This window comes from Sphingomonas sanxanigenens DSM 19645 = NX02 (assembly GCF_000512205.2).
Taxonomy (GTDB): domain Bacteria; phylum Pseudomonadota; class Alphaproteobacteria; order Sphingomonadales; family Sphingomonadaceae; genus Sphingomonas_D; species Sphingomonas_D sanxanigenens.
The window spans coordinates 3,663,070-3,683,993 of record NZ_CP006644.1 but is presented as its reverse complement, the minus strand read 5'-3'; the positions used below and the strand labels follow the sequence as shown (position 1 = coordinate 3,683,993).

General features: G+C 63.9%; 19 protein-coding genes. 11 read left to right on the top strand and 8 right to left on the bottom strand.

The genetic code is table 11. The annotated features are described in order from the left end of the window. Positions 1-58: 58 nt before the first annotated feature. The 7 genes from NX02_RS16780 to pobA are packed head-to-tail and all read left to right on the top strand — an operon-like array spanning position 59 to position 6,622. Positions 59-1,255, top strand: coding sequence for a LysR family transcriptional regulator (locus NX02_RS16780; RefSeq protein ID WP_025293364.1), 1,197 nt, complete (start codon positions 59-61; stop codon positions 1,253-1,255). Positions 1,256-1,308: 53 nt separating this feature from the next. Continuing rightward, on the top strand, positions 1,309-2,169 hold the full coding sequence (locus NX02_RS16775) for an NAD(P)-dependent oxidoreductase (protein ID WP_025293363.1): 861 nt from the start codon (positions 1,309-1,311) through the stop codon (positions 2,167-2,169). Next, positions 2,166-3,191 (top strand): amidohydrolase family protein, encoded by a 1,026-nt coding sequence (locus NX02_RS16770; RefSeq protein ID WP_025293362.1) that lies wholly within the window; start codon positions 2,166-2,168, stop codon positions 3,189-3,191. Before NX02_RS16775 ends, NX02_RS16770 begins: the two co-directional genes overlap by 4 nt. Beyond that, on the top strand, positions 3,188-3,601 hold the full coding sequence (gene ligA, locus NX02_RS16765; protein WP_025293361.1) for a protocatechuate 4,5-dioxygenase subunit alpha: 414 nt from the start codon (positions 3,188-3,190) through the stop codon (positions 3,599-3,601). The genes NX02_RS16770 and ligA overlap by 4 nt, the downstream gene beginning before the upstream one ends. A 1-nt stretch (position 3,602) precedes the next feature. Continuing rightward, complete coding sequence (locus tag NX02_RS16760) at positions 3,603-4,448, top strand: class III extradiol dioxygenase subunit beta (protein WP_025293360.1); 846 nt, start codon at positions 3,603-3,605, stop codon at positions 4,446-4,448. 4 nt (positions 4,449-4,452) lie between these two features. Then, the gene (locus tag NX02_RS16755; RefSeq protein WP_025293359.1) at positions 4,453-5,400 is read left to right on the top strand and encodes a Gfo/Idh/MocA family oxidoreductase; all 948 of its coding nucleotides are present in this window, start codon (positions 4,453-4,455) and stop codon (positions 5,398-5,400) included. 52 nt (positions 5,401-5,452) lie between these two features. Beyond that, a complete protein-coding gene (gene pobA / locus NX02_RS16750) occupies positions 5,453-6,622 on the top strand; it encodes a 4-hydroxybenzoate 3-monooxygenase (RefSeq protein ID WP_025293358.1) in 1,170 nt (389 codons plus the stop codon). 515 nt (positions 6,623-7,137) lie between these two features. Here the strand turns inward: pobA and NX02_RS16745 are convergent. After that, complete coding sequence (locus NX02_RS16745; protein ID WP_158014054.1) at positions 7,138-7,524, bottom strand: hypothetical protein; 387 nt, start codon at positions 7,522-7,524, stop codon at positions 7,138-7,140. Between the two features lie 17 nt (positions 7,525-7,541). On the opposite strand from NX02_RS16745, the gene NX02_RS31650 reads away from it, so the two are divergent. Beyond that, a protein-coding gene (locus NX02_RS31650) for an IS5 family transposase (protein ID WP_158014053.1) occupies positions 7,542-8,308 on the top strand; the annotation gives its coding sequence in 2 pieces (ribosomal slippage) (positions 7,542-7,860 and positions 7,860-8,308; 768 coding nt in all). Here the strand turns inward: NX02_RS31650 and NX02_RS32535 are convergent. The 6 genes from NX02_RS32535 to NX02_RS16710 form a co-directional block, all read right to left on the bottom strand. Continuing rightward, positions 8,305-9,192, bottom strand: coding sequence for a hypothetical protein (locus NX02_RS32535; RefSeq protein ID WP_158014052.1), 888 nt, complete (start codon positions 9,190-9,192; stop codon positions 8,305-8,307). The genes NX02_RS31650 and NX02_RS32535 overlap by 4 nt on opposite strands. A 53-nt stretch (positions 9,193-9,245) precedes the next feature. Beyond that, positions 9,246-10,976: a DUF3696 domain-containing protein gene (locus NX02_RS31645; RefSeq protein WP_039996649.1), complete on the bottom strand. Its 1,731-nt coding sequence runs from the start codon at positions 10,974-10,976 to the stop codon at positions 9,246-9,248. A gap of 274 nt (positions 10,977-11,250) precedes the next feature. Then, a complete protein-coding gene (locus NX02_RS16725; RefSeq protein ID WP_025293353.1) occupies positions 11,251-12,117 on the bottom strand; it encodes an IS5 family transposase in 867 nt (288 codons plus the stop codon). A 44-nt stretch (positions 12,118-12,161) separates the two neighbouring features. Continuing rightward, entirely contained in the window at positions 12,162-12,800 is a 639-nt protein-coding gene (locus tag NX02_RS16720; RefSeq protein WP_158014051.1) for a hypothetical protein, read from the bottom strand. A gap of 345 nt (positions 12,801-13,145) precedes the next feature. Continuing rightward, the gene (locus NX02_RS30785) at positions 13,146-13,658 is read right to left on the bottom strand and encodes a hypothetical protein (RefSeq protein ID WP_158014050.1); all 513 of its coding nucleotides are present in this window, start codon (positions 13,656-13,658) and stop codon (positions 13,146-13,148) included. A 124-nt stretch (positions 13,659-13,782) separates the two neighbouring features. Beyond that, positions 13,783-14,400 carry a hypothetical protein gene (locus tag NX02_RS16710; RefSeq protein WP_047099805.1) on the bottom strand — a complete coding sequence of 206 codons (618 nt, stop codon included), beginning with the start codon at positions 14,398-14,400 and terminating at the stop codon, positions 13,783-13,785. Between the two features lie 204 nt (positions 14,401-14,604). Between NX02_RS16710 and NX02_RS16705 the strand changes: the two genes are divergently transcribed. Next, positions 14,605-15,483, top strand: a complete 879-nt coding sequence (locus NX02_RS16705) for a PASTA domain-containing protein (RefSeq protein WP_047099804.1) — start codon at positions 14,605-14,607, stop codon at positions 15,481-15,483. A gap of 51 nt (positions 15,484-15,534) precedes the next feature. Here the strand turns inward: NX02_RS16705 and rtcR are convergent, their stop codons facing one another. Continuing rightward, the gene (rtcR, locus tag NX02_RS16700; RefSeq protein WP_025293348.1) at positions 15,535-17,127 is read right to left on the bottom strand and encodes an RNA repair transcriptional activator RtcR; all 1,593 of its coding nucleotides are present in this window, start codon (positions 17,125-17,127) and stop codon (positions 15,535-15,537) included. A gap of 249 nt (positions 17,128-17,376) precedes the next feature. On the opposite strand from rtcR, the gene NX02_RS16695 reads away from it, so the two are divergent. Together NX02_RS16695 and NX02_RS16690 are read left to right on the top strand one after the other, a co-directional pair. Next, positions 17,377-18,930, top strand: coding sequence for a vWA domain-containing protein (locus NX02_RS16695; protein WP_025293347.1), 1,554 nt, complete (start codon positions 17,377-17,379; stop codon positions 18,928-18,930). Between the two features lie 580 nt (positions 18,931-19,510). Continuing rightward, positions 19,511-20,734 (top strand): RtcB family protein, encoded by a 1,224-nt coding sequence (locus tag NX02_RS16690; protein WP_025293346.1) that lies wholly within the window; start codon positions 19,511-19,513, stop codon positions 20,732-20,734. The last annotated feature ends 190 nt before the right edge of the window (positions 20,735-20,924 follow it).

Below are 20,924 nucleotides of genomic sequence, written 5' to 3'. Positions count from 1 at the left end.
CGCGCAGCGCCCTGTTCGAACTTGCCGACTGCGATAAGTTTTTGCGATAGGTGAAGCGATGGTCCGTTCCTTCGATCTCAACCTGCGCCACCTTCGCGCGCTCGCCGCGGTGGTGTCGCGCGGCAGCCTCAGCCGGGCGGCGGAGGTGGTCGGGCTGTCGCAGCCGGCGCTGACGCAGGGCTTGGGCAAGCTGGAACGGCAGTTGGAGGTGACGTTGTTCGAGCGCCGGCCGGACGGCGTCATGCCGACCGCCGCGGGGCAGGCGCTCGCCGAGCGGGCGGAACGGGCGCTGGACTGCCTGGCGGCGGGGGCGCGGCGATCGGCGCGGGGCTTTACCCGCCCCGAATGGCTGATGACCGCGACCCAGCTCGAAGCCTTCCTCCATTTCAGCGATGCGCAAAGCTTCGTCGGCGCGGCGGACGCCAGCGGCGCGTCGCAGCCCGCGATCCACCGCGCGGTGCGCGATCTGGAGCAGATCTGCGGCACGCCTTTGGTCGAGCGGCGCGGGCGCGGCGTGATGCTGACCACCGCCGGCCGGGCGATGGCGCGCGGCGTGCGGCTGGCAGAGCGCGAGATCGCCGCGGGCATCGTCGAGGCGCGCGGCGATGGCGCCGATGTCGACCGCATCGCGATCGGGGCGATGCCGCTCAGCCGCGCGCTGCTGCTGCCGCACGCGCTCGCCGCCTTCCTGCGGACGTCGCCGGGCACGGTGCTCGATGTCGTCGAGGGATCGTGGCGCGAACTGATCGAGCCGCTGGTCGATGGCGTGATCGACCTGACCGTGGGTGCGCTGCGCGAGGATCCGCCTGCGGAGATCGCGCAGGTGCCGCTGTTCACGGATCAACTCGCCATCTTCGCCCGCGCCGACCATCCGCTGGCAGGTGCGCGACCCGACATAGTGCAACTTTGCGCGCAGCAATGGGTGGTCGGCCCCGCCGGCACGCCGCTGCGCGCACATTGGGAGGCGCTGTTCGCCGGCCACGCGCTGCCCGCGGTGCCGATCGAATGCGGATCGGTGATGGTCATCCGCGGGCTGCTCGCGCAAAGCGACCTGCTGACGTTGCTGTCGCCCGATCAGATCGCGATGGAGGTGGAGGCCGGGATGCTCGCGCAGATCGGCCCGCCGCTGGCGCGCGCGGGGCGCACGATCGGCATCAGCACCCCCGCGAACTGGCGGCCGACCGCACGCCAGCGCGCCTTGCTCGACGCGGTCCATGCGGCGGCCCGTGCAACAAGACTTCAGGAAACCGAATAGCCCCGCGGCCAATCCGATTGGCGGCGGCGCGGGCGCTATGTTGGCTATACGCCATGTCATCGCTCACCTTCATCGGCTTTGGAGAAGCAGGAATTGCCTTCGCGGCGGCCGGCGCGCGCGCCTATGACGTGAAGACCGAAGATCCGGCCACCGCCGCCGAAAAATGCGCGGATTACAAGGCCGTAGGGGTCATCGGCTGCGCCAGCGCGGCCGAGGCGCTGGCCGGCGCGGAGACGATTTTCTGCCTCGTAACCGCCGATAAAGTCCCCCTGGTTTCCCACGATTGTGCCCCCTTTCTCCCCCTAAATTCCCTCTGGTTCGACATGAACAGCGTCGCGCCGGAGACCAAGCGGGCGGCGGCGCGGGTGATCGAGGCGGCGGGTGGTCGCTATGTCGATGTCGCGGTGCTGGCGCCGGTCCACCCGCTACGCTTCGCCGTGCCGCTGCTGGTCAGCGGCCCCCATGCCGGGGTGGCGCGCGAGCGGCTGGCGGCGGTGGGTTTCACCAACGTCATCATCGTCGAGGGCGGTGTCGGCAAGGCGTCGGCGATCAAGATGATCCGGTCGGTGATGGTCAAGGGGCTCGAGGCGTTGACCGCCGAATGGATCCTGGCCGCCGAGGCCGCGGGCATCCGCGACGAGGCGGTGGCGGCGCTCAATGCGAGCTGGCCCGGCACCGACTGGGCGGCGAAGGCCGATTATAATCTCGAACGGATGCTGACCCACGGCATCCGCCGCGCCGCCGAGATGGACGAGGTGGTGAAAACGCTCGACGCGCTCGGCACCGGCAGCGCGATGACGCGCGGCACGGTGCAGCGCCAGCGCGCGCTGGGCGCCCTCGGGCTCAGTGCGCCGCATACGCTCAACGACAAGCTCGCGGTCCTGCTGGGGCGCGAAAGGGACCAAGCCGCATGAGCCTGATCATCGATTGCCACGGCCACTACACCGTCCTCCCCAAGGCGCATGACGCATGGCGCGAGGCGCAGAAGGCCGCGTTCAAGGCGGGCGAGGCCGCGCCGCCCTATCCCGACATCAGTGACGCCGAGATCCGCGAGACGATCGAGGCCAACCAGCTTCGTCTGATCAAGGAACGCGGCGCCGACCTCACCATCTTCTCCCCGCGCGCCTCGGCGATGGCGCCGCATGTGGGTGACGAGGCGATGGCGAAGGAATGGGCCTATCGCTGCAACAACCTGATCGCCCGCGTCGTCGACCTCTTCCCCGAGACCTTCGTCGGCGTCTGCATGCTGCCGCAATCGCCCAAGGCGGACATGACCAACTCGATCGCGGAACTGGAACGCTGCGTGACCGAACTCGGCTTCATCGGCTGCAACCTCAACCCCGATCCCGGCGGCGGCCATTTCCAGCACCCGCCGCTGACCGACCGCTACTGGTACCCGTTCTACGAGAAGATGGTGGAGCTGGACGTGCCGGCGATGATCCACGTCTCGGGAAGCTGCAACCCGGCGATGCACGCGACCGGCGGCTATTATATCGCCGCGGACACGATCGCCTTCATGCAGCTTCTGGAGGGAGACCTGTTCGCCGACTTCCCGACCTTGTGCTTCATCATCCCGCACGGCGGCGGGGCGGTGCCCTATCATTGGGGTCGCTATCGCGGGCTGGCGGACATGCTCAAGAAGCCGGCGCTCGACACGCACCTGATGAACAACATCTTCTTCGACACCTGCGTCTACCACCAGCCGGGCGTCGACCTGCTCGCCGACGTGATCGCGAACAAGAACATCCTGTTCGGTTCGGAGATGGTGGGCGCGGTGCGCGGCATCGATCCGACCACCGGCTTTTATTTCGACGACACCAAGCGCTATGTCGACGCGCTGGAAATCTCAGAGGAGGAACGGGGCGCGATCTTCGAGGGCAATGCCCGCCGCGTCTTCCCGCGGCTGGACGCGAAGCTGAAGGCGCGCGGATTGTGACCGGCGGCCCGATCGACATCCACGCCTATCTGGCGGAGTTCGACGATATTCCGGGCACGCGCGTGTTCACCGCGAAGCGCGCGCGGCAGGGCTATCACCTCAACCAGTTCGCGATGAGCCTGATGAAGGCGGAGAACCGCGAACGCTGGAAGGCGGACGAGCGCGCCTATCTGAACGAATGGAAGCTGACCGACGCGCAGAAGCAGGCGGTGCTCGATCGCGACTACAACAGGCTGCTCGATCTCGGCGGCAACATCTATTTCCTCTCCAAGGTCTTCTCGACCGACGGGCAGAGCTTCCTGCAGGCGGTCAGCACGATGAGCGGCATGAGCCTTGAGGATTATCAGGCGATGATGATCGCCGGCGGCCGCTCCCCCGAAGGGCTCCGCTCGCTGAAGGATCGCAAGTAAGATGGCACGCATCACGGCCGGCGTGGCCTCCAGCCACATTCCGGCGCTCGGCGCCGCGATCGACCTCGGCAAGACCGAGGAACCCTATTGGAAGCCGGCGCTCGCCGGCTACGACTGGACGCGCGCGTGGGAACGCGAGCAGAAGCCGGACGTCGTGATCCTGGTCTATAACGACCATGCCTCCGCGTTCGACATGAAGATCATCCCGACCTTCGCGATCGGCTGCGGCGAGGAGTTCAAGCCGGCCGACGAGGGCTGGGGGCCGCGCCCGGTGCCCAATGTGAAGGGCCATCCCGACCTCGCCTGGCACATCGCGCAGAGCTGCATCCTCGACGAGTTCGACATGACCATCATCAACGAGATGGAGGTCGACCACGGGCTGACCGTGCCGCTGTCGCTGATGTTCGGCCAGCCGGAGGAATGGCCGGCGGCGGTGATCCCGCTCGCGGTCAACGTCGTCACCTATCCGCCGCCCTCGGGCAATCGCTGCTGGGCGCTGGGCGAGGCGATCGCGCGCGCGGTCGCCAGCTATGGCGAGGATCTCAACGTGCAGATCTGGGGCACCGGCGGCATGAGCCACCAGCTCCAGGGCACGCGCGCGGGCCTGATCAACCGCGACTGGGACAATCGCTTCCTCGACCGGCTGGAAGGCGACACCCAGGATCTGCGCCACATCCCCCACATCGAATATCTCCGCGAGACCGGTTCGGAGGGGATCGAGATGGTGATGTGGCTGATCATGCGCGGCGCGCTGGGCAAGACCACGCGCGCGCTTCACCGCCATTATCATGTGCCCGCGAGCAACACCGCGGTCGGGCACGTCGTCCTCGAACCCGTTGGAGACTGATCCCGTGAAAATCGCACTCGCCGGCGCCGGCGCCTTCGGAGAAAAGCATCTCGACGGCCTGAAGAAGATCGACGGCGTCGAAGTGATCTCGGTCGTCGGCCGCAATCTGGAGCCGACCCAGGCGGTCGCCGCCAAATATGGCATCGGCCATGCCACCACCGAATTGGCCGAGGCGCTGGACCAGCCCGGGCTGGACGCGGTGATCCTGTGCACGCCCACCCAGCTCCACGCCGCGCAGGCGCTGCAGTGCCTTGAGGCGGGCAAGCATGTGCAGGTGGAAATCCCGCTGTGCGACAGCCTGGCCGATGGCGAGGCGGTGCTGAAGAAGAGCCAGGAGACCGGCCTCGTCGCGATGGTCGGCCATACCCGGCGGTTCAACCCGTCGCACCAATATGTTCATAACAAGATCGTCGCGGGTGAGCTGAACATCCAGCAGATGGACGTCCAGACCTATTTCTTCCGCCGCAAGAACATCAACGCCAAGGGCGAGCCGCGCTCATGGACCGATCACCTGCTGTGGCACCATGCCGCGCACACGGTGGATCTGTTCGCCTATCAGGCGGGACCGATCGTGCAGGCCAATGCGATCGAGGGGCCGCACCACCCCGAACTCGGCATCGCGATGGACATGTCGATCCAGCTCAAGGCGGAAAGCGGCGCGATCTGCACGCTCTCGCTGTCGTTCAACAATGATGGGCCGCTGGGCACCTTCTTCCGCTACATCGGCGACACCGGCACTTGGATCGCGCGCTACGACGATCTGGTGACCGGCAAGGAAGAGCCGATCGACCTCAGCGGCGTTGCGGTCTCCAACAACGGCATCGAGCTGCAGGACCGCGAATTCATCGCCGCGATCCGCGAGGGCCGCGAACCCAATTCGAGCGTGGCGCAGGTGATGCCCTGCTACCGCGTGCTCGACGCGCTGGAAAAGCAGCTCGAAGCCGCGCGCTGACGCACCGGCCCCGGCAGGCGCCGGGGGCCGCAAGACCTATTGAGGGGATATCATGAAGACCAAGGTCGCGATCGTCGGGGCTGGGCCGTCCGGCCTGCTGCTCGGCCATCTGCTGCGCGCGGAGGGGATCGACTGCGTCGTCGTCGAGCGCCAGTCGCGGGACTATGTGTTGGGCCGGATCCGCGCGGGCGTGCTGGAGACGATCACCACCGACCTGATGACGCGGCTGGGGGTGGACGCGCGGTTGAAGGCGGAAGGGCTGATCGAGGGCGGCTTCAACCTCGCCAGCACCAACCATATCGTTCGCATCGACATCGCCGCGCTGACCGGCAAGCATGTCACCGTCTATGGCCAGACCGAGGTGACCCGCGACCTGATGGACGCCGCCCCCGACCGCGGCCTGCCGATCGTGTTCGAGGCGAAGGATGTCGCGCTCCACGATGTCGACGGCGCCGCCCCGTCGCTGACCTACAGCAAGGATGGCGAGACCCACCGGATCGAGGCCGACTTCATCGCCGGCTGCGACGGCTTCCACGGCCCCTCGCGCAAGGCGATCCCCGCGCATGCGGTGCGCGAATATGAGCGCGAATATCCGTTCGGCTGGCTCGGCATATTGGCGGACGTGCCGCCCTGCCACCCCGAACTGATCTACGCCAACACCGATCGCGGCTTCGCGCTCGCCTCGATGCGCTCGGCGACGCGCAGTCGCTATTATATCCAGGTGCCGCTGACCGACCGCGTCGAGGACTGGAGCGAGGACCGGCTGTGGGACGAACTGGCCGCGCGCTTCGACCCGATCAGCGACAATGGCGTGACCCGCGGCCCCGCGCTGGAAATGTCGATCGCGCCGCTGCGTTCCTATGTGTTCGAGACGATGCGCCACGGCCGCCTGTTTCTGGCGGGCGACTCCGCGCACATCGTGCCGCCGACCGGCGCCAAGGGCCTGAACCTCGCCGCATCCGACGTTGCCTATCTCTCCGACGCACTGATCGCGCATTATGCGCGCGGCGATGATCGCGGGCTGGAGCAGTATCAGGCGAAAGCGCTGGCGCGGATCTGGAAGGCGGAACGGTTCAGTTGGTTCCTGACCAAACTGATGCACCGCTTCCCCGAGGACGGCGCGTTCGAGCATCGCATGCAGACCGCTGAGCTGGACTATGTCGCGAGTTCGGAGGCGATGCAGACGGCAATTGCGGAGAATTATGTGGGGTTGCCGTTGTAGGGGGCAGAAGCTATCCCGGATCTTGAGAGCGAATCCACGCGTTCCATCGCAGATGGCATCCTGTCGTAAACTTCTCGGGACGCGGGCATATCGTGGTTCGTCAACGAGAGGACGGCTGCTTCCGAATCAGGTTTAGTCGTCCGCCGGCTGCGTACTGACCGGCCGCTTTCGTTGATACCTGCGGCCAGCGGCAGGATAACGTCGGCAACAGCGCTACTGCTTTAGGTCATTGAAGCACTTGGTCACTGATCTCAGAAGCCTACGTCCTGATATGAGTTTCTGAAACCCGTAAACTCGCTGAAAATCGCTGATCGGTATGGGGTGCCATAACCTACCAGCTATGACACCAAGACTCTTAATTGCTGTGAAAAGCGGTTTTAATAAACTGAAAATGGCTATGCGAACCTTTGGCCACGCTGCCTATTAGATTGCCCTCAGACCGAGGTTTGCTCAGATCGCAGTCGAAGGGCCAAGCGAGGGTGACTCCATGTTAGGCCGTGAACCCATAAAGGCGGTCAGATGATGCGAGGGATGCCTGGCATTCTGTCGGCGCGCCGTTCCCCCGCGATCAGCCGATCAAGCAGTACATCGAAGTCGTTCGCGCGGTGAAGCTGTTCTCGAACGGCCGGGAGATACTCTGCCCGGCTTCGTATGGCGCCGATAGCCGATCGAATGGTGAGGAGGAGCTGCTTCGAGATTGCTGGCTCGCTCTGAAGCTCCTCAGCCTTTTGCCAGATATGGTCCTCCAAGGCGTCAAATGCCGGGGCATCATAGGTGTCAGTCTTGAGCAGTCTGCCAACAGCTCGGTCCGTCAGCTCTTCCAATACGATGTCAAAGTGATTTTCCGACACATGCACCCCCAATTTGTCGTTTAGCAAAACCGCTTTCAGTGGGCTGCGCAATGTGATTCAGCGCCAGCATGAGCCGATATGACCTGACTGACTTCGAGTGGCGCGTGATCGAGCCGCTGTTGCCCAACAAGCCGCGAGGTGTGCCGCGCGTCGATGATCGCCGGGTGTTGAACGGTATCTTCTGGGTGCTGCGCTCCGGCGCTCCATGGCGTGACCTGCCCGAGCGCTATGGCCCGCGCACCACCTGTTACAACCGCTTCGTGCGATGGCGGAAGGCCGGAGTATGGGATCGGATGATGGATGCCATCGCCGCCGCGCACGATGGCGACATACAGATGATCGACAGCACCTCCGTTCGCGCCCACCAGCAAGCCGCGACGGCAAAAGGGGGGATCGAGATCATTGTCTCGGTCGCTCCCGAGGCGGCCTCACCACCAAAATCCACGCGGTCGTTGACGCACAAGGGCTCCCGATCCGGCTCGGCCTGACGGCGGGACAGACGCATGACGGGCAGGTGGCGGACAGGCTGCTCGACCATCTTGGGCCGCATACGATACTGCTGGCCGACAAGGCCTATGACGCTGACCGCATCCGTGCACTGATCGAAGAGCAAGGAGCCACGCCGAACATCCCGGCGAAATCCAACCGGAAGTGGAAACCCTGCTTCAGCAAGCGGCTCTATCGCGAGCGCAACCTGATCGAGCGGTTCTTCTCCAAGCTGAAGCACTTCCGCCGCGTTGCCACCCGCTACGACAAGCTCGCCGCCAACTTCCTTGCCATGGTCCAGCTCGCTTCAATGCGACTGTGGCTTCGCACTTATGAGTCTACGGCCTAGTGAGCATCGGGCTCGTATCGGTACAGAACGAGCGATCCGCCGCTAAAGCCATAATATAGTCTGGAGCATCTCTGGTCTTGCGCGCTGGGTCCCATTTTAAAGATGTAGGCGTTCCACTTTCCAATCGCTTTGCCGCCGTGAGTGAATTTCTCCGGGGTCATCCCATGCGCATTTGTGTCAATGTTTAAGCCAGTTGCCACTTGGGAGAGCACGCTGCATAGACGCTTCGCATACACCCGATTCAGGTGGAACTGCGCCTGACGGTAAGTGGCCCAGAACTCGTCGCCAATCTCAACCTTCGCGATTGTTCTGCCTCGCCATTGAGCATCTGATAACCCACTAACTGCAACGAAGGAGGCAATAGCCTGCTCAAGCCTCGCCAGTCGGTTGTCCTCGTCACCCACGGGAAGAACTTCTATGGGGTCAATTAACGCGTCTATACTCGCGTCATTCAGGTAAGCCGAGAATTCGAATACATGGTTATCGTTTGCTATAGAACACCGCGCGCCTCGCAGCACACACTTGCTATCATTTTTTGAACAGGAAAGGCACATGTTGAGATGATCGGCAAACAATAGGTCTGTCAAGGATTGATCGTCGGTTGGGATTGCTTGAGCTACAGAAGTATCAATTGGCGGGCACGATTCGTCAGAACAGATTGTTGCCCGTCTCATGAGTTCAGGTAGTACAATACTTTTATACTGATTAAAATAATGGGGGCGCGGTGGTTTATTTAAGCTAGGATTTGATGTGTGAATATGTTCAAGAATATCTTCACTCATATGTAGTCTCAGAGAATGGCCAATAAGGCTTATTTGACTTTCTCTCTCACGAACCCTCAGCATAAAATCGACAACGTCCGCGAAGCGGTCGACAAAGCTCATGTTCACCCATTCAGCGTCCGAAAATAGGAAGAAGCTGGGGTCCAAATACGGTCTCACTCTGGCGCTACCTCCCGCAGCTTTTTCTTAAGACTGCGCCTTCGCCTGAGGCTGGCTGCTGTCCAGTACAGATCCTCGTTTTGGTCAAAGAAGCCCGGCGGCCAGTTCTGGATCTCGCCGTACTCGTTAATCAATATCTGTGAAGGTGCGGAGCCTTCCTCCGCGCCACCTGCCACAAAGAATACAGCAATCCTCTCTGATATTTTGGAAATAGACCCTTCTGCAATCCGCCTTGCGAGGCGCTTTACCAAATGGTCGCTGTGAGTCTCTACTATAAATCTGATGCCATCATTGGAACGCGCTATTAGAAAGTCCGCCAGGACAGCCTGTACGCGCGGATGAAGGTGTATCTCGGGCTGCTCGAGAATAACGGTTTCACCCGGCATGGCGCGAAGCGCCTCAACTATTATAGGCAAAACTTGACTTACCCCAAACCCCACGTCTGGAAGCGCCACCTCAAGCTTGCCGACTTTCATCTCGTACAGAGATTGGCGAAGCGTTGCCGGCGTAACAGATGGCAAACCCATCAGGTCCAACCAATAATTAGTAAGGTCTATTAAACTAAAATCTTGACGGTTTAATAAGGTCACTTCGCCATCGGCGTTAGAGGCTATCGGATTAGAGGATACCACATTGTCAGCTTCTAGAGCCAAGACTTGTACAGTAAACTCTCCGCTGACCCCAATGTCAATGCCGCCGGTATCATCAAATTGATAATATCGCTGCGGCTGATGGCGCAATGGACCGAGATACCGAATTTGTCTCCAAAGTGGAGATACGCTAATCCTTCCAAGGAGAAATGCCGCTTGAACATCCAAAAGAAGGTATCGAGCTAGGCTAAGAACCTTATTTACGCGTGCAGATAGTGCCGCCTTCGACTTGAGATTGTCATCATCACGCGCAGCGCCGAAATCCTTAACTGCCGCTTGTAGATCGATAAACCAGCTTGGCACAGGGCCCCGCTTCCCCGTCCTGTCTGATAAAGCGATTGAGAGTAGTCGAGCTAGGAACGGCTCCCAAGAGCCGTCAAAGACTGGTTCTAGGTCTAAAACAAATGGTCCTGCTAGCCGTACTCGCACGTTGCCAGTTTCTATTGAATGGCTTGATTTTACGAGTAGCTTCCCCAGCTCAACATTCTCATAAATTGTGTAGCGCTTAAAGCTACTTTCATATCTGTTTAATAGTTTTGATACGTCATTTATCCGAATCCGATAAATGCCTGATCTCATTGATTGGGAATTGCTGCCTGATAATCCGATCGCTAACTCACCAATCGTCATCTGAGTAGAGGCTAGGTAAGTCGCCAACTCCTCACTTAACGCTGAGTCGGACGCAAATGTCGAAGAGATATGTACTCTGATTTCACGGTCACCACGATACCCTCCGGTCCGTCTAAATCGTGGGCCAAGCTCTTTGTCTATTTCTCTAATATCTCCAACGGCGCTCCAGTTAAACTCAACACTCGACTTCCGATTTTTTAGGTGAACCATATCGGAATATGATCCGAGTCTTGTCCATTCGCCATTGAGAAGGAGCGGAGGCGACTGAACCTCTTTGGCTAGTCCGGAACGACGTTCCACAGAAGATTGCTTGATTAGCAACAGAGACTTTAATACTGAGCTCTTGCCGCTACTATTCGCTCCACATAAGACTGTAATTGGTGCTATATTCATAGCGCCCGTATCTTTGAATGCTTTGAAGTTCTTCAGGCGATAGGTTAGGCGCATTTCACTACCTCTTCAGAACAACGTCTCTGCGCAATCCGGGCAACAAACGACCGATGAAGAGTGTCGCAAAAGCGGATGCTCCTGCAAGCCGCTTGCGGCGATCAAGCGTGGTAACCGGGATACACGGCTTGCTTGATACTCGCGGACTTCGCATCAGTCGAGGGTGTCACAACCGAGCGGTTGTAACACCGTGTCGCGCCAGCCTTCGCGCCTCTTATGGCTAAAAAATCGGAAGCCGGCCAGGCTATGCGGCCAGCCGTTTGCCTAGAGGCTGTTATGAACCAGCGGAGATGACAGCGGCTTGCTTCATCATGATGCATGCGAAAGCGACGACGTGCAGTCCCGCGAAGGTGTGCGCGTATCGTTCATAGTCTTTCACGAGGCGGCGGAAACGGGTTGCCCAGGCGAATGATCGCTCGACGCCCTCCGCCTGCCTCCCAACGATGCTTTGCATCGTCGGAACCTTCTTGGCAGGCTCCGCCCAGCGGCGCGGCAGAAGAACGAAGCCCCGTTTTGCCTCGGGCAGCTTGATGACTTCCAGCGTGATGCCGTGGGCGGCCGCGGCATTGGCAGCGCGCACGCCGGTATAGCCCTGATCCACATAGGCGATATCGACGTTGTCGCCGGTGACGGCCTGCACGGTGCGCGCGAGCCGTTCGATCTCGCCGCGGTCCTCTGCGCTGGCCGGCGTCACATGCAGCGCGAGCAGATGCCCCAGCGTGTCGACCGCCATGTGGAGTTTCGACCCCTTCTTGCGCTTGCCTCCATCATAGCCGGCCCGCTCGCCGCTCTCGGGCGTGGAGCGCAGCGTCCGGCTGTCGATGATCGCGGCGCTGGGTTCGGCAACTCGTCCCGCAGCTAGGCGCAGGACGGCACGCAGATCATCCATCAGCGCCTCGAAACAGCCCACCGCCAGCCAGCGTTGCGTCTGTTGATACACCGCCGCCCAGGGCGGCAGGTCGTTCGGCATCCAGCGCCACAGCGCTCCTGTCTTCACGATATAGCGCAGGCCGTTGAACACTTCGCGCAGGCTGTGTTCGCGCTGCCCCGCGTTCTCACGCTGGAGCGTTAGATACGGTACGACCAGCGACCATTCTTCATCGCAAACATCAGACGGATAGGGCTTGCGGACAATCTCCATCTAAGCCTTCGAATCCTTTCGGACTCATAAGTCCATAACAGCCTCTAGAAATGAAACGCCGGCCCGCCCGCCATCTCCATGGCCTTGTAGAGCACGGCGCGGACTTCGCCAGGGACTTCGCAGGAGCCGTTGCCGCTTGCCGTATAGTATGTGTCGTCGAGGCGGCGTTCGAAGAGAAGGTCCACGCCGTGGATGCACATATAGTCATCCTCATCCGCAGGATCGCGCCATGTCTGCCGTTCGTAGGTCCAGAGTTCGGACGCGACCATCAGGTCGTTCAGTTCCTCGAGATCGTCGGGGCTGATCCGGAACCGGCGGCGCTCGTCGAGCGACCAGTAGAAGTGGCTTTCTCCCATCCGGCGGAGCACGACGAGTTCGCCATAGGGCTTGCCCCTGATCGGCTCTTCGATGCGGATGGAGAGCCTGATCTTCAGAAGCTGGGGCATGATGATGAAGCGTAGTCTGCGCTTGAAGCCTTTGCCGTCGGCCTTCCGCCAAATCATGGGTTCACCGAAGTCGGACAGTGTCCGTTCGTAATCGCGCGATGCGCGGCCGCCCAGCAGGGGCGGGGACAGCGTTGCGCAGCCGGCGAGCCACAGCGGCAGCAGGATCGCGGCCAATTCCCTCCGGATGCGGCGCGGCTTGTGGTGTCCGCCTGCAAAACGCTTGATCACCCGTGCCACGCTTCGTCCTCTGCCCGATATTCTCAACCTGCACAGGCATTTGCCGGTCGGCATCGAACGACACCATCGCAATCCGCTCCGTATCGGAGGAGGTTGCGCGCGTGAGGGCTGGAGCAGCGAGCGATTGGTCCGAACCGTTCGTCCTGAGCAGGGACTGAGCCTGGGGAAGCCTGTCCTGAGCGACGCCGCAGGCGGCGTCGAAGGGGCCCGTATCGAAGGACCTGCTCCGAGCTTGACCCTTCGATACGCGTCTTCGACTTGCCCGTAGGGCAAGTTTATCCCGAGCGAAGACGAGGGGCTCAGCCGCTCCTCAGGGCGGACGGGTCTTGTATAAGGCTCACCGCTTTATCCCGCCGCGAAGCAGCGGCCGAGGCGGGCGGTGATCGGGTTCCACAGCGCCGCCTGGCTGGCGGGGTAGCGCAGCACGAAGGTCATGCGGCGGTCGCCGGCGGCGATGGTGCGGCGGTAGACGATGGTGTCGCCGATCCTGCCCGACAGCACATACCAGCCGGGCCGGCTGGCGCGGTAACTGATCACGGCGCCGTCATGGGCGAGGCCCAAGGCGTCGCCGGCCATCGCCTCGGCCATCGTCTGTTCGGCGGCGTTGTAATGGCCGAAGACGCGCAGGCTGGCGCCGTCCTTGCCCTGGAACGCGCGGCCGTCGCCATTGTCGGCCTCCGGCTCGGGGACCAGCAGGTCGGCGGGGTAGCAGATCGCATAGCCATAGCGGGCGTTGGCATAGCTCTCCCAACGATGGGCGACGGCATTGGTCTGCGCCTGCGCCGCCAGCGGCGTGGCCGCGGGGGTGAAAGCGAGGGCCGCCAGGATGGCCGCGCCCTCGATCGCCTTGATGGTCATGCCGCTGCCCTCCCGTCGATGCATCGCGCCATCATGCGCAACGCCCCGCCGCAGGTCGATGCCCTTTCATCAACGCGATGGCGGCGTCGCTCTGGCTGTCGCATCTCGGCCTCGCGCCGGCCTGCTACCGGCCCAGCAGGCGATCCCCGCCGGCGATCTCGATCATCTTGAGCCACACGGCATTCACCTTGTCGGGCGTCGTGCAATAGGTGTTGCCCTCGGAATAGCTGTATGCCGCGGGCGTGCGCCGTTCGAGGACCATGATCTCGCCGTCCACGCAGATATCCTCGCTGGTCCAGAACTCGGGGTGGAATTCCCACAGGTTCGATTTTGCGATCAACGCGTCCAGTTGCGCCATTTCCCGCCGGCTGACCTCGAACCGTTCATCGATGATGATGCGCCATGGCATCCTGCCTTTCCCTCTCGATCGACGGGCGCGGACGACATGCCCCTCGATCCGGCCCGATGTCCGTTCCGCGAACTCGATCGAGAGCCGCTCCGGCCCGATGGTGCCGAGCAGCAGCAGGCGGATGCGGCGCCTGTAACCGGCTGCGGCCTCATCCGGCCAAAGCGGCGGGGCGACAAGCGCCGGCGTGTCCTTGACGAGACGCTCGGCATCCGACTCGACATCCGGCGGGAAGGGCGCGCCGGCCGGCCTTGCGGGTGCCGCGGCGCAGCCGGCGATCGAAACTATCAGGGCACATGCCAGCGCGAACGCTCCGCCTTTTTCCAAACCCGTCATCCTTGCCTCCTGAATTGCGTTCCTGAGATGTTCCGGGTCGCCCGGGGGCACCAGCGCGATCTCCTCCGGATCGGAGCAAATCGGCGGGGGTGGGGCGCGCGCTCAACTCGTCGCGATCGCCGCCGGATCGTGATCCCGATCACGTTTCCAACGGGGAATCAATGACATGGGGGCGCCAACACGGGTCGTTCGAGGAGCGTTTGTATGTTGAAGCCAAGTCTATCCGCCATCGCCTTGCTGCTGCTGGGCGGCACCGTTGCCGGCGGCGTCGCGGCGCAGGGCAATCGTACCGCGGGTGGCGGCAATGCGGTGCAGGGTGGCGGCGGCGCGGCGGCGGCCTTCACCTCCAGCGTCGCCGCCGTGCGCATCGCGCCGCTGGCGGTGCTGCCGCGGGCGCCGGCGGATGCGGGCGAGGGCGATTGCAGCCATCTGTTGCAGGCGCCGCGCAGCGCCGCCGGCCGGATGGTCGCGAACAAGGGCTGGAAGGTCACCGCCGAACAGTCGATCGGCCGTTACCAGGCGGTCAGCTTCGTCGGCCGGGTGGAACAGGGCACCAGCGGATCCTGCCTGCTGGACGCGGGCAATATCGCGCTGTTCGAAGGCACGACGCTGCGTGCGATCGTCCACGGCGCCGACGGCAACACGGCGGCCGTCGGCCATGCCGAGCCCGTCGAGGGCGGCGCCCTGCGCATCTGGAACGGCGACTTCCTTTCGCAGCCGGTCGCCGACCTCGCGGTGGGCGCGAACGGCGGGGCGACGGTGACCGCGCCGGCGCCCGAGGAAAGGGTGTGCCGGGGGAAGGGTGCGGTGCCCAATATCTATGGCATGCCGATCGACAAGGCGCGCGCGGCGCTGGGCAGGGCGGGCTGGACGCCGGTGCGCGCCGACATGGTGCCGACCGACCCGCGCGCTGCGGACCTCATCCGCCACGGCGTGATCGAGGCGGAGGACTGTTCCGGCACAGGCTTCGGCTATTGCGGCTTCGCCTATCGCGGGGCGGCGGGAAGATTGTCGGTCACGACGGTGGGGGATGCGGCGATGCCCGAGGTTTCGGGCTATGGAGTGACGTGCGGAGGGGGATGATGGCGGGGCGGCCCCGACCTTTCCGATCCGCCCCTCTTCAACCGGCCTGTTTCACTGCGCGACATCCGCCCAGCTCAGCGCGAACCGCGCCAGATATTTGCGCAGCCGATCCGCGTCGTTGGCGGAACTGCGCCGGGCGAGCGAAGCGCTGAACAGGGTGCGGCCGGCTTCGGACAGCGAGCGTGACCGGCGGCAGGCCGCGATGACATAAGCGAGCTGGACGCGATCGAACGGGTCGATGTCGGCGAGCGCCGCGGGCGGCAGCAGCGTAGCGAGGCCGTCGTCGCCGCTTTCCGCCGACCACAGCCGACGCAGCCGGCCGATCTCCAGATCCACGCAGTCGACATCGATCCGTCCGCCGGGGGACAGGGTCGCCATGCGCGTCACGCTGGCCATCAGGTCGCGAAAATTGCCCGGCCAGCGCGCCTCGCCGCTGGTCGCGAAGGCGAGGTAGCGGGTGCGCGCCTCCTTGTTGAACGACACGCGATTGCCCTCGCGCTCGGCGAAGCGATCGAGTTCATAATCGAGATTGGGTTCGATATCCTCGCGCCGCTCGGCGAGGCCGGGGAGGCTGAAGGTCCACAGGTTGAGCCGCGCGTAGAGATCGTCGCGGAAGCCGCCGGCCGCCACCGCCTGGCCGAGATCGCGGTTGGTACCGGCGATGAGCTGGAAGTCGGACGCGGCCTCCTTGTCGGCGCCGACCGGCAGGAAGCGCTTGTCCTCGATCGCGCGCAGGATCATCGCCTGCTCGTCCAGCCCAAGTTCGCCGATCTCGTCGAGGAACAACATGCCGGTGTCGGCGGCGCGCAGCAGGCCGGGGCGGTCGGCGACCGCGCCGGTGAAGGCGCCCTTGCGGTGGCCGAACAGCGCGGACATCGCACCGTCGCCCTTCAAGGTCGCGCAATTGACCTCGACGAACGGCCCGGCGACCTGGTGCTTCAGCCGCTTGAGTTCGTAGATCCGGCGCGCGAGCTGGCTCTTGCCCGCGCCCGTCGGCCCCATCAGCAGCACCGGCGCGCGCGAGCGCAGCGCCACCTGCTCGATCTCGTCGATCATCCGGTTGAAGCCGGCGTTGCGCGTGTCGATCCCCGACTTGAGGAAGGACTGGCTTTCCGCGGAGGCCATCGCGAAGCGCGTGGCGATGCTGTCATAGCGCGAAAGGTCGAGGTCGATCGCCGTCCAGCGGCCCGCCGGGCTGCTGCCGCCGCCGCCGCCGCGATTGGGCTGGGTCTGCAGCAGCCGGCCGGGCAGGTAGCGCGCCTCGGTCAGCAGGAAGAGGCAGATCTGCGCGACGTGCGTGCCGGTGGTGATGTGGATCAGATAGTCCTCGGCCTCCGGATCGAAGGGCTCGGCGCGCGCGAAGTCGAGCAGCTTGCCGTAGACCTCCTCGAAATCCCACGCGTCGGCGAAGTCGAGCTGGCGGAGCTCCACCGTCGTTTCGGGCGAGACGGCGCGCACATCCTCCGCCACCTGATCGGCGAGGCGGCGATGCTGCGCGCCGTGGAGCAGGAGGAAGCGATCGACGCGCAGATCCTCGTGCATGGCGATGCCCACCGACGGTCGCCAGCGGTTCCAGCGCGAGGGGCCGAACTTGGCGGCATCGAGCGTCGAGCCGAGGAATCCGATGACGGTGACGGGTTTCATGCTTATCGATTAGGATAAACTCTTATCGGAATCGATAGGAATTTTGTCGTCTGCCGATCGGGCGTGGTCCACTGGTTCATTGCTCTGGAGAAATTTATCCGTTTAAAATCAGTGTATTAAAGAAAATCCGGCGCGCTTGTCGGCGAATTGGCACGCCTCCTGCGATGATGTTGGCGTCGGCGTGTGGCCGGCAGCGGAAACGGAACAGGGCGGCCGGAATGCGCCGGCCGCCCCAAGGAGGAAGGCAGAATGGCGAACAGGTCTCTTTTCGCGTCGGCGGTGGCGAAGTTCCTGCCGCGTGCGAATGCCATCAATCATGAGGGCGCGCCGGCCTATGCCTATGAGCCGGAGGCGAAGCTCGCGCAGCTCGCCGCGACCGGCACCCTCGCCGACAATTTCTATGGCGACGCCGGCGCGCAGCTGGCCGACGTGCTGGCCGCGGCCAAGGCGGTCGATCCGTATTTCGCGGCGCAGGCGGCGGTCTATGCCCGCAAGACGGGGACGATGAAGGATATGCCGGCGCTGCTCGCGGCGTGGCTGACGGTCGCCGAGCCCGATCTCGCGGTGCGCGTGTTCGCGCGCGTCATCGACAATGGCCGCATGCTGCGCAGCTTCGTGCAGATCATGCGGTCGGGGCAGGTCGGGCGCGCGTCGCTCGGCACGCGGCCGAAGCGGCTGGTCCAGCAGTGGCTGGAGCAGGCGTCGATGCGCAGCCTGATGGCGGCGGCGACGGGCAAGGATCCGAGCCTCGCGGATATCGTCCGCATGGTTCACCCCAAGCCCGCGGATGCGGCGCGACGTGCCTTCTATGGCTGGCTGATCGGCAAGCCCCATGACGTTGCCGCGCTGCCGGCGGAAATCGCGGCGTTCGAGGCCTGGAAGCAGGATCCCTCGGGCCCGTTGCCGCCGGTGCCGTTCGAATGGCTGACCGCCTTTCCGCTGACCGCGGAGCAGTGGTCCGAGCTTGCCGGCACGATGGGCTGGCAGGCGCTGCGGATGAACCTCAACACGCTGGCGCGCAACGGCGCGTTCGACGTGGAGGGAACGGTCGATCTCGTCGCCGCGCGGCTTGCCGATGCGGACGCGATCGCCCGGGTTCGCCCGCTGCCCTACCAGTTGATGGTGGCGCTGGGCCAGGTCGACGATCGGGTGCCGCTGCGCGTGCGGGGCGCGCTCGAGGCGGCGCTGGAAAAGGCACTGAAGGCGGTGCCGCGGGTCGAGGGCAACATCGTGATCTGCCCGGACGTCTCGGGCTCGATGCAGTCGCCGGTGACCGGCTACCGCAAGGGCGCGTCGTCCAAGGTTCGCTGCATCGATATCGCGGCGCTGGTCGCGGCGGCGATGCTGCGCACCAACCGGCAGGCGCGGGTGATGCCGTTCGAAACGCGGGTGGTGCCGCTCGATCTCGATCCGCATGCGCGGGTCGCGGTCAACGCGGCGCGGCTGGCGGCAGTCGGCGGCGGCGGCACCACGGTGTCGGCCCCGCTGGCGATGCTGAACGCGGAAGCAGCGGCGGTGGACCTGGTCGTGATCGTCTCGGACAATGCGTCCTGGGTCGATGCGAGCAAGGGCCGCTCCGGCGCGACGGCGACGATGACCGAGTGGGACGCGCTCAAGCGGCGCAACCGCCAGGCCAGGCTCGTCTGCGTCGACGTCCAGCCTTACGGCACCACGCAGGCCTCGGGCCGGGTGGACATCCTCAACGTCGGGGGCTTCTCCGACGCGGTGTTCGACACGATCGCACGCTTCGCCACGGGCGAGACGCGGGATTGGGTCGAGCTGGTCAAGCAAGTGGAGGTTTGACGAACTGAACGGAAGGCCGTGGCGAATGCGGGTGGGACTACATCGAATTGGACGATGGACCGAAAGGTCCGTTTTTCCACCCAACCTCGTCGCCACGGCCTTTCCCGGCTGCGGGGGATCATGAGGGCGAATGCCTGTGGAACTACATTGGGAACTCACGGTCCGTAAGGATCTTGCCGGTTCGAGTCCGGCCGGGCTTCGTGCCTGTGGCGGAATTGGTAAACGCATGAGTTTGATGTTTCACGACCAACTCGTCGCCCGCATGATGATTTGATTTGAACGGCATGGCGAATGCCTGACGGACTACATGGACTCGGTATCCCCAGGTCGCGGGTTCGAATCCCGCCGGGCCGGCCAATCGGCCCGTAGCTCAGCGGATAGAGCGGGTAGGCGTCCGTCGAAATCCTCGTCGCCATGATTTCGCAACAACACAGCCGGCGAATGCTGGCGGGACTACAGGTCAGAGCGTCCGCCCCACGGCGGAAGGTCGGCGGTCCGACTCCGCCCCCGGGCAACCGGGTAGCTCAGGGAAACGTCTCGCCGAACCCTCGTCGCCGGCACCGCAATGAAGGAGGTCGTAATGACCCAGACGTATGACGTGCAGCACGCCGCGGGCGGCGTGCCGGTGAAGATGTGGACCCGCGGCGTGCCCGTCGACGACAAGGCGCGCGCGCAGCTTTCGCGCGCGGCGGCGATGCCGTTCGTGTTCAGGCATGTCGCGGCGATGCCGGACGTGCATGTCGGTATCGGCGCGACCGTGGGTTCGGTGATCCCGACCAAGGGCGCGGTGATTCCGGCGGCGGTGGGCGTCGACATCGGCTGCGGCATGATGGCGGCGCGCACCTCGCTGGTCGCCAGCGACCTGCCGGATAATCTGGAGGGCATCCGCTCGGCGATCGAACAGGCGGTGCCGCACGGGCGCTCGGTGGGTCGCGGCAAGCGCGATCATGGCTCGTGGGGCGATCCGCCGCCGGCGGTGGTTGAGGCGTGGGCGACGCTCGCGGCGCGCTTCGGCCAGATCGTGGCGAAGCATCCGCGACTGAAGAACACGAACAACCTCGTGCATCTCGGGACGCTCGGCACCGGCAATCATTTCATCGAGCTGTGCCTGGACCAGGACCAGCGCGTGTGGGTGATGCTGCATTCGGGCTCGCGCGGCGTGGGCAATGCGATCGGCAGCTACTTCATCGAGCTGGCGAAGCAGGACATGCGCAAATGGTTCATCAACCTGCCGGATCAGGACCTCGCCTATTTCCCGGAAGGGACCGATCATTTCGACGAGTATGTCGAGGCGGTCGGCTGGGCGCAGGACTATGCGGCGGTGAACCGCCGGATGATGATGGCCAATGTGATCCGGGCGCTGCGCAGCCGGATCGCGAAGCCGTTCGAAGCCGAGCTGGAAGCGGTCAACTGCCATCACAATTATGTGACGCGGGAAAAGCATTTCGGCGAGAATGTGCTCGTGACCCGCAAGGGCGCGGTGCGCGCGGCCAAGGGCGTGCTGGGCATCATCCCGGGTTCGATGGGCGCGAAGTCGTTCATCGTGCGCGGGCTCGGCAATGCCGAGGCGTTCGACAGCTGCAGCCATGGCGCGGGGCGCGTGATGTCGCGCACCCAGGCCAAGAAGCTGGTGACGCTCGCCGAGCATATCGCCGACACCGAAGGCGTGGAGTGCCGCAAGGACGACAGCGTGATCGACGAGACGCCGAAGGCGTACAAGCCGATCGAGGCGGTGATGGCGGCGCAGGCCGATCTCGTGGAGATCGTCCACACGCTCAAGCAGGTGGTGTGCGTGAAGGGGTGAAACGGGAAAAAGCGACATGCCGGGGGCATGCCGCCCCGTTTCACCGGTCGCGCAAGCGGCCGTGGAGGTAAACGGGAAAAAGCGACATGCCGGGGGCATGCCGCCCCGTTTCACCGGTCGCGCAAGCGGCCGTGGAGGTAAACGGGAAAAAGCGACATGCCGGGGGCATGCCGCCCCGTTTCACCGGTCG

Excerpts from the sequence above, each read along its gene's own strand:
- rtcR (WP_025293348.1), bottom strand. The coding sequence starts at position 17,127 with ATGAAACCCGTCACCGTCATCGGATTCCTCGGCTCGACGCTCGATGCC.
- NX02_RS16780 (WP_025293364.1), top strand. The coding sequence starts at position 59 with ATGGTCCGTTCCTTCGATCTCAACCTGCGCCACCTTCGCGCGCTCGCC.
- NX02_RS32535 (WP_158014052.1), bottom strand. The coding sequence starts at position 9,192 with ATGAGCTTTGTCGACCGCTTCGCGGACGTTGTCGATTTTATGCTGAGG.
- NX02_RS16695 (WP_025293347.1), top strand. The coding sequence starts at position 17,377 with ATGGCGAACAGGTCTCTTTTCGCGTCGGCGGTGGCGAAGTTCCTGCCG.
- pobA (WP_025293358.1), top strand. The coding sequence starts at position 5,453 with ATGAAGACCAAGGTCGCGATCGTCGGGGCTGGGCCGTCCGGCCTGCTG.
- NX02_RS16725 (WP_025293353.1), bottom strand. The coding sequence starts at position 12,117 with ATGGAGATTGTCCGCAAGCCCTATCCGTCTGATGTTTGCGATGAAGAA.
- NX02_RS31645 (WP_039996649.1), bottom strand. The coding sequence starts at position 10,976 with ATGCGCCTAACCTATCGCCTGAAGAACTTCAAAGCATTCAAAGATACG.
- NX02_RS16710 (WP_047099805.1), bottom strand. The coding sequence starts at position 14,400 with ATGACGGGTTTGGAAAAAGGCGGAGCGTTCGCGCTGGCATGTGCCCTG.
- NX02_RS16775 (WP_025293363.1), top strand. The coding sequence starts at position 1,309 with ATGTCATCGCTCACCTTCATCGGCTTTGGAGAAGCAGGAATTGCCTTC.
- NX02_RS16770 (WP_025293362.1), top strand. The coding sequence starts at position 2,166 with ATGAGCCTGATCATCGATTGCCACGGCCACTACACCGTCCTCCCCAAG.
- NX02_RS16705 (WP_047099804.1), top strand. The coding sequence starts at position 14,605 with ATGTTGAAGCCAAGTCTATCCGCCATCGCCTTGCTGCTGCTGGGCGGC.
- NX02_RS16690 (WP_025293346.1), top strand. The coding sequence starts at position 19,511 with ATGACCCAGACGTATGACGTGCAGCACGCCGCGGGCGGCGTGCCGGTG.
- NX02_RS16760 (WP_025293360.1), top strand. The coding sequence starts at position 3,603 with ATGGCACGCATCACGGCCGGCGTGGCCTCCAGCCACATTCCGGCGCTC.
- NX02_RS30785 (WP_158014050.1), bottom strand. The coding sequence starts at position 13,658 with ATGACCATCAAGGCGATCGAGGGCGCGGCCATCCTGGCGGCCCTCGCT.